Annotated in this window: 13 protein-coding genes; 10 read left to right on the top strand and 3 right to left on the bottom strand. The window is 44.8% G+C overall.

Translation table 11 applies throughout. The annotated features are described in order from the left end of the window. The first annotated feature begins 90 nt into the window (after positions 1–90). On the top strand, positions 91–1,548 hold the full coding sequence (nagE, locus tag L4D06_RS05495) for an N-acetylglucosamine-specific PTS transporter subunit IIBC (RefSeq protein ID WP_274164085.1): 1,458 nt from the start codon (positions 91–93) through the stop codon (positions 1,546–1,548). A 98-nt stretch (positions 1,549–1,646) separates the two neighbouring features. Here nagE and L4D06_RS05490 read toward each other — a convergent pair whose 3' ends face one another. Beyond that, complete coding sequence (locus tag L4D06_RS05490) at positions 1,647–2,420, bottom strand: phosphotransferase (RefSeq protein WP_274164086.1); 774 nt, start codon at positions 2,418–2,420, stop codon at positions 1,647–1,649. Positions 2,421–2,806: 386 nt separating this feature from the next. Here L4D06_RS05490 and L4D06_RS05485 point away from each other — a divergent pair, with 386 nt between their 5' ends. The 4 genes from L4D06_RS05485 (at position 2,807) to L4D06_RS05470 (ending at position 5,845) form a co-directional block, all read left to right on the top strand. Continuing rightward, on the top strand, positions 2,807–3,124 hold the full coding sequence (locus L4D06_RS05485; protein WP_274164087.1) for a ribbon-helix-helix domain-containing protein: 318 nt from the start codon (positions 2,807–2,809) through the stop codon (positions 3,122–3,124). A gap of 77 nt (positions 3,125–3,201) precedes the next feature. Beyond that, entirely contained in the window at positions 3,202–3,597 is a 396-nt protein-coding gene (locus L4D06_RS05480) for a VOC family protein (protein WP_274164088.1), read from the top strand. Positions 3,598–3,731: 134 nt separating this feature from the next. Next, positions 3,732–4,265, top strand: a complete 534-nt coding sequence (locus tag L4D06_RS05475; RefSeq protein ID WP_274164089.1) for a hypothetical protein — start codon at positions 3,732–3,734, stop codon at positions 4,263–4,265. A 5-nt stretch (positions 4,266–4,270) separates the two neighbouring features. After that, on the top strand, positions 4,271–5,845 hold the full coding sequence (locus L4D06_RS05470) for a GMC family oxidoreductase (RefSeq protein ID WP_429738095.1): 1,575 nt from the start codon (positions 4,271–4,273) through the stop codon (positions 5,843–5,845). A 271-nt stretch (positions 5,846–6,116) separates the two neighbouring features. Here L4D06_RS05470 and L4D06_RS05465 read toward each other — a convergent pair whose 3' ends face one another. Beyond that, positions 6,117–7,271 (bottom strand): porin, encoded by a 1,155-nt coding sequence (locus tag L4D06_RS05465; RefSeq protein WP_429738094.1) that lies wholly within the window; start codon positions 7,269–7,271, stop codon positions 6,117–6,119. 367 nt (positions 7,272–7,638) lie between these two features. Here L4D06_RS05465 and L4D06_RS05460 point away from each other — a divergent pair, with 367 nt between their 5' ends. After that, positions 7,639–7,884 carry a hypothetical protein gene (locus L4D06_RS05460; protein WP_274164092.1) on the top strand — a complete coding sequence of 82 codons (246 nt, stop codon included), beginning with the start codon at positions 7,639–7,641 and terminating at the stop codon, positions 7,882–7,884. A gap of 226 nt (positions 7,885–8,110) precedes the next feature. On the opposite strand, the gene L4D06_RS05455 is transcribed toward L4D06_RS05460, so the two are convergent. Further along, positions 8,111–8,923, bottom strand: a complete 813-nt coding sequence (locus tag L4D06_RS05455) for a sulfite exporter TauE/SafE family protein (RefSeq protein ID WP_429738092.1) — start codon at positions 8,921–8,923, stop codon at positions 8,111–8,113. 314 nt (positions 8,924–9,237) lie between these two features. Between L4D06_RS05455 and L4D06_RS05450 the strand changes: the two genes are divergently transcribed. The 4 genes from L4D06_RS05450 (at position 9,238) to L4D06_RS05435 (ending at position 13,216) form a co-directional block, all read left to right on the top strand. Continuing rightward, positions 9,238–10,212: a DUF1852 domain-containing protein gene (locus L4D06_RS05450; protein WP_429738091.1), complete on the top strand. Its 975-nt coding sequence runs from the start codon at positions 9,238–9,240 to the stop codon at positions 10,210–10,212. Positions 10,213–10,243: 31 nt separating this feature from the next. Continuing rightward, complete coding sequence (locus L4D06_RS05445; RefSeq protein WP_429738089.1) at positions 10,244–11,272, top strand: methionine synthase; 1,029 nt, start codon at positions 10,244–10,246, stop codon at positions 11,270–11,272. A gap of 242 nt (positions 11,273–11,514) precedes the next feature. Continuing rightward, positions 11,515–12,771 carry a leucine-rich repeat-containing protein kinase family protein gene (locus L4D06_RS05440; RefSeq protein WP_429738088.1) on the top strand — a complete coding sequence of 419 codons (1,257 nt, stop codon included), beginning with the start codon at positions 11,515–11,517 and terminating at the stop codon, positions 12,769–12,771. A gap of 109 nt (positions 12,772–12,880) precedes the next feature. Next, a complete protein-coding gene (locus tag L4D06_RS05435) occupies positions 12,881–13,216 on the top strand; it encodes a PBPRA1643 family SWIM/SEC-C metal-binding motif protein (protein WP_274164097.1) in 336 nt (111 codons plus the stop codon). Positions 13,217–13,241: the final 25 nt, after the last annotated feature.

The following is a 13,241-nucleotide window of genomic DNA, read 5'->3' as shown; positions in this document are numbered from 1 at the left end:
ATCTTTGCTTTTACATGTTTTTTCGAATCAAACCCACTGTAGAAGCAAGCAATTCTTATCACATTTTCAGATGACAATTTTGGGGGCTACATGAATATCCTTGGGTACATGCAAAAAGTCGGTAAAGCATTAATGGTGCCAGTCGCCACTTTACCTGCAGCGGCAATATTAATGGGGGTCGGCTACTGGTTAGATCCTGTTGGCTGGGGTTCTGAGAACATCATTGCTGCATTCTTGATCAAGTCTGGCGCCGCAATCATCGACAATATGGCAGTACTGTTTGCTGTTGGCGTGGCGTTCGGACTAAGCCGAGATAAAAATGGGGCCGCAGCGCTGTCTGGCTTCATCTTTTTTATGGTTGTAACAACACTATTGTCACCAGAAGCAGTGAGTCAATTGCTGAATGTTTCAAGTGAAGAAGTACCCGCTGCCTTCGGGAAAATAAGTAACCAATTTATCGGTATTTTAGTTGGTATCTTGTCTGCGGAAATTTATAACCGATTCCACACAGTAGAGCTTCACAAAGCACTCGCATTCTTCAGTGGTAAAAGATTAGTTCCCATTTTGACCTCTATTGCGGGTATGTTTTTGTCGTTCGTATTACTCTACGTATGGCCGGTGATTTACGACGCATTAATTGTTTTTGGTAATCACTTACTGGCATTAGATGCCGTGGGTGCAGGACTATTTGGCTTCTTTAACCGACTCACATTAACCGTCGGCATGCACCATGCGCTCTATCCTGTGTTTTGGTTTGATGTGGTGGGAATTAATGACATTCCTAACTTCCTTGGCGGTGCACAATCTATCGCGAATGGTACGGCTATCCCTGGCAAAACAGGCATGTATCAGGCAGGTTTCTTCCCTATCATGATGTTTGGTCTACCTGCTGCGGCATTAGCTATGTACCACTGTGCTGACGCTGAAAACAAAACCGCGACCTTCTCTATCATGATTGCTGCAGCAATGGCTTCATTCTTCACAGGTATTACTGAGCCGCTTGAGTTTAGCTTTATGTTCCTAGCGCCCGCACTGTACTTCATTCACGCAGTACTGACTGGCTTATCTCTCTACATTGCAGCAAGCATGGAATGGATGGCGGGCTTTGGGTTCTCTGCTGGGTTTGTTGACTTCGTTCTCTCAAGCCAAAACCCGCTGGCGACACAATGGTATATGTTAATTGTTCAAGGCCTGTTCTTCTTTGCTCTGTACTACTTCGCTTTCCGATTCGCGATTGTGAAATTCAACTTGAGCACGCCAGGACGCAACGAAAAATCAGAAGAAAATGCCAATACACAAGACATTGGCCCCCTAACACTGGATTACATTGAAGCCATTGGCGGTGCCGACAATATTGTAGAAGTTGATAACTGCGTTACCCGCTTAAGACTTACAGTGAAAGACTCAGCAATGGCAGATGCTGCCAAGCTAAAACAACTCGGCGCAGCAGGTGTCATTCCAATGGGGAAAGCCGGTCTGCAAGTGGTCGTTGGCTTAGGCAAGGTCGATAAAGTCGCTGAACAAATGAAAAGCGTGCTTGCTAAGTAAGGAATTTATTTACTAACACACAATAAATTGGGCAGAGAAACTCTGCCCAACCCTTCCCCCTAGAAGCGCAGTTTCGCCCTAACGAGCGATTCAGCGCTTCACTCCATTAAACGTCTAGAGATCTGCGCTTTGTTGGCTTTCAAATATTCAATATCAGCCAAGTAACTCAGGTGGTGCCCATCTTCAAGGTTAGCGGCGAACTGTTCATTGCCACTTTCAGCTTCATCACGCATGAATGTCACGAGCGCATCTAAACGCGCTACCATCACATCCACCAGTTCTGTTCTCTGCTGTTCTGTTGCGCTATAGGCATCACAAAATTGTTTGGCACGATCAATTTGATCATAAAGCGAACCTAACGCATCTATCTCGTCCGTTTTAAATGGAGCCCAGCAATACACTGCATAGGCCAAATCCCAGACTCTCGGCGCTGGGTGTGCAGTGTCAAAATCAAACACACCGACAACCACGTCGCCATTAAGCGCCACGTTATAGGGTGAATAGTCACCATGACACATCACTTCTTGTGGCGCTCTTACTGGCAGCATCCACGTTAATTCTTCATCATTATTTTCTGCGAGAAACGAAACCGACGCATCATGCAGTTTCCTCAATAAGTTCGCCGCGGAAATCAATGCCGATTCACTCGCGATAGGCCCCGTCAGCGGGTAGTTGTATGTATCCCCGTTGACGAAGCTGAGTACTTCGGTTTGGCCTTTTATAGCAACAAACTGTGGGCATTCACTAATGCCTTGCTTCTGATAATGATTTAACAAACGGTGCACATTGTCAGACCATGGGTTTAGCGGTCTTACGACAGTGTGTTCCTTTTTGTAAATCGAACCCTCTCGACCGCCAGATAGCTCTTCCAACCTAATAACTCCTTTGCTTGTTCGCTCTGTATGACTCCGTTTCTTCCCTATTATCTCAAGTCGGGTGGTCAGAAAGTGATTAGCAGCATTATCAGCACTCACACCCCGAAGTCACTTCTTACGTTTTTCATTTACGAATCAAGACACAAAATATCGCCAGAGGCTGAACAACCTTTCGTTAGGGCGAAAAGAAATAGTGACCAATGACTACTTAGTTATCCGACAGTTAGTGAATATCCATGGGCACTTTTAGAATTTGTCTTCATGTTGAGATAAATGCACTTTACGAACTTAACGTAGGCTTAATTATGAGGAGGCCAATAGCACGTGATTGCATCGCAACGTTGCTCTTGGCTTGAAGTAACTCGTATTAAGGAGTCGATGCTATGTGTACAATATTTGCCGGACAAGACCCAAAAAATTACGAATGCCAGACCCGCTCAATCCGTCTTGGGGGGCATAGCACCAGCGTTCGTTTAGAGCGAATGTTCTGGCAGGTTATCGACCATATTGCAAATAGCCAAGGTTTAAACACAGGAAAATTTCTTTCCACCATCTATGATGAAGCCCTTGATATAAATGGAGATGTGAGTAATTTCGCCTCTCTACTCCGTTGTAGTTGTTTGCTCTATCTAGACGCTCCAGAGCAAACAATGCACATTGCCAACACCGAACTCAAAACCAAAAAATTAACGAATGGTTAACATGCGGTAGCATAATACCACCTGCCAAAAGCTCCCTCGCATTACACTGCTAAAAAAACAGTGAGGAGCGCGTATCTATGGCTAAACCTATCCATTCAATGATCAGGGTATTTAACCCTGAAAAATCCATTTCCTTCTATAAGCTCGCCCTGGGGATGCACGTCGAAGCTCGTTTTGACTTCGCAAACTTCTCCCTAATTTACCTCCGAGGCGAAGACAACGTGTTTGAGTTGGAACTCACCTATAACCATGATCAAAATGCTCCTTATGAACATGGGAATGCCTATGGGCACCTCGCTGTCACTGTCGATGACTTAGAACAACACCACCAATTCCTTTTAGACAGTGGTCTTTCTCCGACCGACATCAAAACTATGTCTTATGAAAATACGCCTATGGCAAGTTTCTTTTTCATTACCGATCCCGACGGTTACAAAATTGAAGTGTTAAAGCGATTTGGCCGTTTTCTGTGAGTAGGAAGAAGCGATCAAAGCATGACAAAAATTCACCCGTTGGTGCAGTACAGCACCATGATTAGCGAAACATAATTAACACAACCACAAATGTAAAAACAAACGTAAATACAATGATCTGGAGGCAATATAAGATGGAACCAAAAGCCTTTACACGGCGTGAGATACTCAAGATGGGGTCACTCACCGCCGCATCCGCCTTTGCAATCGCAATGACAGGAGTAACCGTTCCGGCTAACAGTTGGGCAATGACGGTATCTGCGCTCTCAGAGGCGCAAGCAAACACACTGCTCAGTATTTGTCGAAGTATTTACCCTCATCCGAAAATTGGCGATTTGTTTTACGCTGCCAGTGTTGAAAGTCTTGACCAACAGGCAGCTCAAAACCCAGATACTCATTCCCTGCTCGCGAGCGGTCTAGACGACATCAACCAGCGTTCAAATGGGCAATGGAGTACCCTCTCCGAAATCGACAAAAGCGCTATTCTGACAGCCATCTCTAGCACACCCTTTTTTCAAACTGTCAGAGGAAACATGGTGGTATCGCTTTACGACAACCCAAAAATCTGGCCGTTGTTTGGCTATGAAGGTCCATCGTTCGCACAAGGTGGTTATCTTCATCGCGGATTCGATGACATCAATTGGTTGCCTGACGCTGAAAAGGAGTAAGCAAGATGAAAAAGGAATTTGCACACGACAACCGTAACGTCGTAGTGGTTATCGGCTCAGGTGCTGGCGGCGGAACATTAAGTAATGAGCTCGCCCAAAAAGGGGTTGATGTGATTTGCTTAGAAGCGGGGACACGGCTCGACTATCGCACCGACTTTGAAAACAACGAGTGGGGCATGTTTAGTAAAGAAGCCTGGTTAGAACCACGAACCACATCAGGCACGTGGGAAGTTGCGAGAGATTTTCCCGGTTTACCCGCATGGATTTGTAAAACCGTTGGAGGCTCAACACTCCACTGGGCGGGCGCTAGTCTTCGTTTTCAGCCACACGAATTAAAAGCCAAAACTACCTATGGTGATATCGCCGGCGCAAATTTACTTGATTGGCCAATTACAATTGAAGATTTAGCCCCCTACTACACCAAAGCAGAAGACAAAATGGGCGTGACCCGCACGCACGATATTCCGGGTTTGCCGGGAAACAACAACTTCAAAGTAATGCAAGCTGGCGCACAGAAGGTGGGTTATAAGAATGTGCACACCGGTCGAATGGCGATTAATTCGCAACCTCGAGATGGACGTGCAGCCTGCCAACAAACAGGCTTTTGCTTCCAAGGCTGTCGTTATGGTGCGAAATGGTCAACGCTGTATTCAGAAATCCCAAAAGCAGAACAAACTGGGCATTTTGAGCTTCGTCCAAGCAGTCACGTTCAAATTATCACCCACGATTCGAAAGGCAATGTGGATGGCGTGCTATATGTCGACGCCAACGGCCAACAACAACATCAGAAAGCGCGAGTTGTGTGCGTGGCAGGTAATTCAATAGAAAGCCCGCGTATTTTACTCAACTCCGCCACCAGCATGTTTCCAGAAGGCCTTGCAAACAGTTCAGGCCAAGTAGGACGAAATTACATGCGTCACGTGACTGGGTCAGTTTACGCAGAGTTTGAAAACCCCGTTCATATGTATCGAGGCACCACTATGGCTGGGATCATTACCGATGAGTCGCGTCATGACCCTTCCAGAGGTTTCGTCGGTGGCTTTGAAATGGAAACCTTGTCCCTAGGGTTACCATTTATGGCGGCATTCTTGAAACCCGGCGCATGGGGGAAAGACTTTGCTGAAAACATGGAAGGCTACGAGAAAATGGCCGGAATGTGGATTGTGGGTGAAGATATGCCCAGGGAGAGTAATCGCATCACACTCAATTCCGATGTGAAAGACAGCTTTGGTTTACCCGTACCTAATGTACATTTTGATGACCACCCCAATGATGTCGCCATGCGAAATTACGCATACAAAAAAGGAGGAGAAGTTTACAACGCCGTTGGCGCGGTGAAAGTTCACAATGTGGTGCCTTATCCATCCACCCACAATCTTGGCACTAACCGCATGAGTTCGAAGGCGCAAGAAGGTGTCGTGAATCAATGGGGGCAAACACACGATATTAAAAACCTGTTTATTTCAGATGGCAGTCAGTTCACCACCGGTGCCTCGGAAAACCCAACTCTCACTATCGTGGCGCTCGCAATCCGACAGGCCGACTTCATTGCTGAGTCACTCAATCAACGTACTCTGTGATCTTGTGAAGCTGTGACCCTGCAAATAGCACAACAAACTTTACATCAAACGCTTTGATGTGAATAAACACCCACCTCATGAACGGCTCCTTTTTGGAGTCGTTTCTTATATGCATAAAAAAACAAGCGCCAAGCATGACTTAGCGCTTGTGACACATAAAACGGATATATCTCACATCATCTACACAAACCGTGTCTTAATTGGATTAGCACAAAAAATAGGGTTCACTACACTCAGCAGCGGACGCTAGCACGCCACCGAGCGCAATGAATTAAAACGTGACAACCGCACCAATCGCGAAGGTATTATTTTCTTCAGTTCTACCCTCATTCACTTCAGTGCGATTATATTCTCCCACTAAACTCAGGTTCGCATTCACTGTATGGAACCAAGCGATGGCATAATTATCGTATTCAAGGCTAGTGGTTCCCTTGGTTTCAACATCGGTTCGACCATAGGACAACACAAGACGCTCCGCATCAAACGAATAAGAACCTTGCAACAAATAACCTTTTGATTTGGTTTGCTCATTAGAAATTAAGGTATCTAATCCCGCCACATCACCTAAGCCTTCAGTACTAAAACCGGAGGCATTGAGCGCTGCGCCCGCAAAGCCTAGACGAATACCGCCGCCTAAGCCGTTAGAATCAGTTTTACCGGCGTTGTCCTTCGAACTTTGGGTGACGCCATTGATGTAGGCTTTAAGATCCAGCGCATCAAACGTATTGTTGTACGTGATTTCACTTTCAAAACGCGGGTTGTCTTCAGAACTACTCGCACTTTTCTTATTCGGATCCATCACACCAACAGCGATCTGAACGCCCGACATATCAGGGCTACGATAAGTGACTTGCGCCTTCGGGAACGGATAGGTGTAGCCCGAACCAATATTACCGAACGACACGTTACCGCCATCAATCAATCCATAAAAATCACTGGTTTGACCGTGTCCCAACAACAGTTCATCCGTCAGGATATTACTGCGAGAGAACAAACCAAAATCTTTGCCCAGCAAAACCTGTCCCCAATCCGCATCCACCGTTGCGTAGAATTGACGAACATCGATACCTGATCGTGTTCCCAATCCTTCCGCACCGCGATTCACGTCGGTGTCATTTAAAGTTACCCAGAAGGAGGAACGGGCGCCTATCTTCAAACCGTCATCCGTTTCAGTGTTGTAATTAAACCCAATGTAGTTCGGCAGAAAGCCAACGCGAACACGCGATTGGTCTCGACTCACCTTACCACTGTTGGCATCGTCAAAATCCGCAAGTCGGTCAACGCTTGAATGGGTATAAAAAACATTCACCAACAGATCTGTGCTGACTGAATGAGTGTCATCTTCGTACAAGGTGATGGCCGCTGTCGCGTTTACACTCATCACTGCCAAACTGAGCGGCAATAAACGAATTGCATGAGTCTTCATCTTTTTAATACTCCCTGTATTTGTCTTTATGAATCACTGCTCCTCGCTGTTACCACCACCATTTCAGGAAAGTTTCACAGCGATTTCTCATGCTATCGCTCAGAACAGAGGCCGAATATTGCGCATAAGGACGAAATAATCTCATCCTTATGAACGCGTACGATATTCGGTATAAATGGGTTATTGAGTAGAATTTCACCCTGAGGTAATGACAGATATACGCGTGCGAGCAGAGTGAAAAACAAACAAAATCAGATTGGATTTGAAAAGGCACTGTAATGAGTCGGGATACCTGATTGCCACGCTGGGCATGCCATGAAATAATCCCCAAACAGAAAGCTTGAAACACAGAAAGAGTGTTGAACACATGAACAACGAAACCGATATCATCGACAACCTACAAGACCTTGAGACCTTCCTGATCGCTATCGAAAATGGTGGATTGGGGCTGAAAGACGTCGCAGGCATCGCGCTTGCGACCAACAACACTGACGGTCGCCCGTTCGTTGCCGTATTGGATGATAAGCACCAATTGCTATTAGCACGTTGGGTAACCCAAGAAGTATTCGAAACAGGCAAAGACTTAGTGCGTAACGGCCCGAAGAAGCACTAATTTTCAGATAATAAAGCGCCAATCGCCGTTGGCGCTTTAAGACGAAATTCAATATAACCCCAAATCATCTTCACAAACCGCATTCAATAAGTATCGTCAGTCAACATCAGAACGTACGCCTTAAAGTCTCCATCCCAATGATTCACTAATGATTAGAGCAAAGATCGATTCATCAATGGATGAAACAAGTGAATCAACAGACTTGAATGCGTATATGTGTGCTCGCTTAATTCAGCATCATGTTGGCAGCCATGGCTAACAATAATACGGCAAAAACTTTCTTTATGGTTGATACAGGTAAAGCTGTTGTCGCTTTAGCGCCTAGAGGCGCCATAAACCAAGACGTGCAAACGATGCCTAACAATGCGGGGAGATAGACAAACCCAACAAATCCATCTTCTAACGTAAAATGGGCACTACCTGAGCTGATATATCCTATTGAGCCAAACAGTGCGATGACAATACCGCAGGCAGAAGCACATCCAATTGCTTTTTTCATATCAAGCGAGAAAAACGTCAGCAAAGGAACAAGCAGAGCACCACCACCGATACCTATCATGGCAGACAATCCACCCGTGATTGTCGTCAAAATAGTTAGCACACCGCTGTGGGGCATTTGCCGCTCGGTTGAAGAGTCACTTTTTGTACTGCTATAAAACATTTTCAGTGCAATCAGCACGACGCTCACAGCAAATACTAGGCGAACGATTCTTTCAGGCAACAATGCAGCCATGAAGCCACTAATAAGTGCGCCAATGGCAACTCCAACCATTATCCAAGGCGCTATTTCCCAGGGTATGTTGCCTTTCTTATGGTGTGCAAGCGCTGAAGAAGTTGAAGTAAATAATATTGATGCCAATGACGTTGCAATTGCAGCAACGACGACCTGCTCAGAAGGTAAAACCTCGAAATGAAGTAAAATGATGCTCAACACAGGAACAATAACCAAGCCGCCACCAATACCTAACAGTCCGGCTAAAAAACCAACGCCACTACCCAGTACTGCACAGTATAAAACCAACAACAACACGTCACCCATTCAGTTCACCTTTTAATATACATTTGGTTCCAATACGAAAAAAATATAAACACACACGTATTGAGCCACGCAATATAACTGACATACTTAAACATTCAAACAGAATAGATCATGAATATTCTTCATGTTGATCGTTAGATAAAAGCGTTTTAAACCTCACGCCAATCAACGTATAAACATACTCATTGAGTAATATTAAATGACATCACAATTAGTGCCATTTTTAGAGTGGGCATTAATTCGAGGGCAAAACCCTGAATAACCATAATTACCCTCAGGGATTTCCCCTCGTCACAATGGATATGGAAACCGCTATGAATAACAACTTTACGTTTACGATAAAAAGCATCTTGCTCGATGAAAATTATCATCCTTCAAACAGCACCCGCATCACGACAAACTTTGCCAATTTGGCAAGGGGTGAGAGTAGAAAAGAGAATCTGCAAAACGCGCTCAGGATGATAGATAATAGTTTCAATGCCTTAGCCCATTGGGACAACCCTAAAGGTGACCGTTACTCAGTCGAGCTTGAGATCATTTCTGTTGATATGGATGTTAACGGTGACGGTAAAGCGTTCCCTTCTATCGAAATATTAAAAACGAATATTATTGATCACAAAACCAATGAAAGAACTGAGGGTATTGTTGGTAACAATTTCTCCTCTTACGTGAGAGATTATGACTTTAGCGTATTATTATTGAATCATAATAAAAACCAACCAACATTTAGCATTCCAGACAACTTTGGTGAATTACACGGAAAACTGTTCAAGTATTTCGTCAACTCAGCGTCTTACAAACAGAATTTCAAGAAACCACCGGTTATTTGCCTAAGCGTTTCTGATAACAAAACTTACCATTGCACTGACAATCAACATCCCGTTTTAGGTTATGAATATAAACCTAATGATTCTTCTTTGACCGAACAATACTTCAAGAAAATGGGATTGCAAGTTCGCTACTTTATGCCACCCAATAGTGTTGCACCTTTAGCTTTCTACTTTTTTGGCGATTTACTCAATGATTACACCAATCTTGAGCTCATCAGTACTATTAGCACAATGGGGACGTTTCAAAAAATCTATCGGCCTGAAATTTACAATGCAAACGCTGTCGCGGGTAAGCACTATCAGCCAAATTTAAAGAATGCAGATCATTCGCTCACTCAAATTGTTTATGACCGAGCAGAACGCAGCCAATTAGCGATTGATCAAGGGAAATTTGCTGAAGAAAACTTCATCAAACCGTACCAAAACATTCTTGAGCGCTGGTCCTCGCAATACGCTTAATCATTCACTCAGATATACAGCAGCATTTATTATGAAAAACTTATTACCTACTTCGACGGCAGGCAGTTTGCCAAAACCCTCTTGGCTTGCAGAATCTGAGACACTTTGGTCTCCTTGGAAATTAGAAGGAGATGAACTCATAGACGGTACGCAAGACGCTTTACGTTTGTCACTGCATGAGCAGCAACAGGCTGGGATAGATATTGTTAGTGATGGCGAGCAAACACGCCAACACTTTGTCACGACGTTTATCGAGCATCTCAACGGCGTGGATTTCGAAAAACGTAAAACAGTTAAAATTCGCGACCGCTATGAGGCGAGTGTACCTACTGTCGTTGGCGCTGTTTCGCGCCAAAAACCAGTATTTGTTGAAGATGCGAAATTTTTGCGACAGCAAACCAGTCAACCGATCAAGTGGGCACTACCCGGCCCAATGACAATGATCGATACGCTCTACGATGATCATTACAAAAATCGCGAAAAACTGGCGTGGGAGTTTGCCAAAATCCTCAATCAAGAAGCCAAAGAGTTAGAAGCGGCTGGCGTTGATATTATTCAGTTTGATGAGCCTGCATTTAATGTGTTTTTTGATGAGGTCAACGATTGGGGAATTGCGACGTTAGAAAGAGCCATCGAAGGACTGAAGTGTGAAACCGCGGTCCATATTTGTTATGGCTATGGCATCAAAGCCAATACAGATTGGAAAAAGACGTTGGGATCAGAGTGGCGTCAATATGAACAAGCGTTCCCCAAACTGCAGAAATCCAATATCGATATCGTCTCATTAGAATGTCACAACTCTCATGTGCCCATTGAATTACTTGAACTTATTCGAGGTAAAAAAGTAATGGTAGGCGCTATTGATGTCGCCACCAATACCATTGAAACGCCAGAAGAAGTCGCCAATACACTGCGAAAAGCCCTTAAGTTTGTCGATGCTGATAAGCTCTACCCTTGCACCAACTGCGGCATGGCTCCTCTGCCTCGCCATGTTGCGACTGCCAAACTTAATGCGCTAAGTGCCGGTGCGGAAATTATCCGAAAAGAACTTTCAGCCTAATGTTTACTGAATAATTGCTGAAAGCTGGGTTTGGTCTTTTTGTTCCCCACAACTTCCCATGTTGTGGTGAAAAGGCCCTTCCCAGATATACGTAATAGTGCCCACCTCTTAGCATTTATTGCTGAGTCTCCCTCTAAGAAGCCCCTATCAACAGTGTGAGTTCTGTAGCATTCCTCTAACGGTTTGGTGCTCTTTTCTGTAAACTAACCCGGTTTGTTTTATCGCTACCATGGATTTTCATTTTGCATTCTCTTTCTCAGCTACGATCTGGCGAACTTGCTGGTATCACACGCCTTAAACTTTCCGAAAACCTAACGTCCTTCCCTTCAGAGATCCTTTCTCTTGCTGATACGTTGGAGATTCTGGATTTATCAGACAATCAATTGTCGTCATTGCCACAAGAAATTGTGCAACTGCGAAAACTGAAAATTCTTTTTGCGTCAAATAACCGATTTAATGTCCTGCCGGAAGTGCTGGGTCAATGCCCTGAACTGGATATGATCGGCTTTAAGTCAAACCAGATTAGTGTCGTTCCAGAGAATGCTCTGCCACCGAAACTACGTTGGCTAATCCTCACTGACAACCAAATTGAAACCTTGCCAGATTCTTTAGGTCTGCGTCCTCGCATGCAAAAACTTGCGCTTGCAGGTAACCGATTAAACACGCTGCCAAAAACCATGAGCGAGCTTCACAACCTCGAGCTATTGCGAATCTCTGCGAACCAATTGCTAGACTGTCCAGACCATGTATTTAGTCTTCCTAAATTGGCATGGTTCGCGTTCTCAGGGAATCCATTCTGCCAATCGTCTGAAAACAAATCGTCAAACAGCATCGACTCGGTGCCACACGTCCCTTCGTCTAGCTTCACGTTGCAAAGTGTATTAGGGCAAGGCGCGTCTGGGGTAATTTCAAACGCCGTTTGGAACAACCCGCAAACCGAATACCCTGCTGATATTGCAGTGAAGGTGTTCAAAGGCGAAGTCACCAGCGATGGTTATCCGCAGGACGAACTCAACGCGTGCTTGAAGGTTGCCTACCACCCAAGTCTTGTGCAGCCTTTGGCTCAAGTCAGCGAGAAAAATCACCTCGCGCTGGTGATGAATCTGATCCCACCGCACTTTAAGAATCTTGGTTTACCGCCAAACTTTGATACGTGTACGCGTGATACCTTCCCTGCAGGGTTTACACTTTCAATCGCGCAAATCGATAAAATGGTCAATCAAATGGAAGATGTGTTTAATCACATGCATGACAAGCAGGTTTGTCACGGTGATTTATACGCCCACAACACCTTATTTGATGACGAATCAAACATCATCTTTGGTGATTTTGGTGCTGCGAGCATGTACCACATGCTGTCCAATGAACAGCAACAAAACCTACGCCAAATCGAACATCGCGCACTGAAGTTCTTTATTGAAGATTTGCTGAGTGTCTGTAGAGAAGACGATAAGCTGAGTGATGCATTTAAGCGCTTACAAGATGCCGTTACCCGCTAGTTGCCTTACGTTTACACCACAATAAGCCTGTCGATGCGAGATTACGTTTATTAGGCGGGCATTTTGCTGTATAACCTCTCTCCGCATTTAACTAACCCGGAAAAATCCCATGTCTAAGTTTTTCTATAAAGGCAGAATTGAGAAAAAGCCAAAGTATCAAAGTTTTGGTTATAACACTAAGCGTGCAGCAAAACCGGGTTCAGAAGACCTTCCGTTGACGCTGACGGTGCAAACTGAAGAGCGTAAAGCAGAGCTTGAAGCCAAGGCGCTCGAAAACCAGTTGTTTGTGGCGATTACCGTAGATGCAGAGCAACCAGAAGAGATTACCGAATTCGAAACACTGCTTTGCAAACCACAAACCACCGTGTTTGATAAAACGCCAAACCGCAACGATCCTTGTTCATGCGGTAGCGAGAAAAAATACAAGAAGTGCTGCGGTAAATAAGCACACTTGTTCAAACACAAAAACG

Source organism: Enterovibrio makurazakiensis (assembly GCF_050336585.1).
GTDB lineage: Bacteria > Pseudomonadota > Gammaproteobacteria > Enterobacterales > Vibrionaceae > Enterovibrio > Enterovibrio gelatinilyticus.
The sequence above is the reverse complement of the archived record's forward strand: the minus strand, read 5'-3'. Positions and strand labels throughout refer to the sequence as shown.

Coding starts and splice junctions, on each gene's coding strand:
- nagE (WP_274164085.1), top strand. CDS start 91: ATGAATATCCTTGGGTACATGCAAAAAGTCGGTAAAGCATTAATGGTG.
- L4D06_RS05485 (WP_274164087.1), top strand. CDS start 2,807: ATGTGTACAATATTTGCCGGACAAGACCCAAAAAATTACGAATGCCAG.
- L4D06_RS05435 (WP_274164097.1), top strand. CDS start 12,881: ATGTCTAAGTTTTTCTATAAAGGCAGAATTGAGAAAAAGCCAAAGTAT.
- L4D06_RS05475 (WP_274164089.1), top strand. CDS start 3,732: ATGGAACCAAAAGCCTTTACACGGCGTGAGATACTCAAGATGGGGTCA.
- L4D06_RS05460 (WP_274164092.1), top strand. CDS start 7,639: ATGAACAACGAAACCGATATCATCGACAACCTACAAGACCTTGAGACC.
- L4D06_RS05465 (WP_429738094.1), bottom strand. CDS start 7,271: ATGAAGACTCATGCAATTCGTTTATTGCCGCTCAGTTTGGCAGTGATG.
- L4D06_RS05455 (WP_429738092.1), bottom strand. CDS start 8,923: ATGGGTGACGTGTTGTTGTTGGTTTTATACTGTGCAGTACTGGGTAGT.
- L4D06_RS05445 (WP_429738089.1), top strand. CDS start 10,244: ATGAAAAACTTATTACCTACTTCGACGGCAGGCAGTTTGCCAAAACCC.
- L4D06_RS05470 (WP_429738095.1), top strand. CDS start 4,271: ATGAAAAAGGAATTTGCACACGACAACCGTAACGTCGTAGTGGTTATC.
- L4D06_RS05450 (WP_429738091.1), top strand. CDS start 9,238: ATGAATAACAACTTTACGTTTACGATAAAAAGCATCTTGCTCGATGAA.
- L4D06_RS05480 (WP_274164088.1), top strand. CDS start 3,202: ATGGCTAAACCTATCCATTCAATGATCAGGGTATTTAACCCTGAAAAA.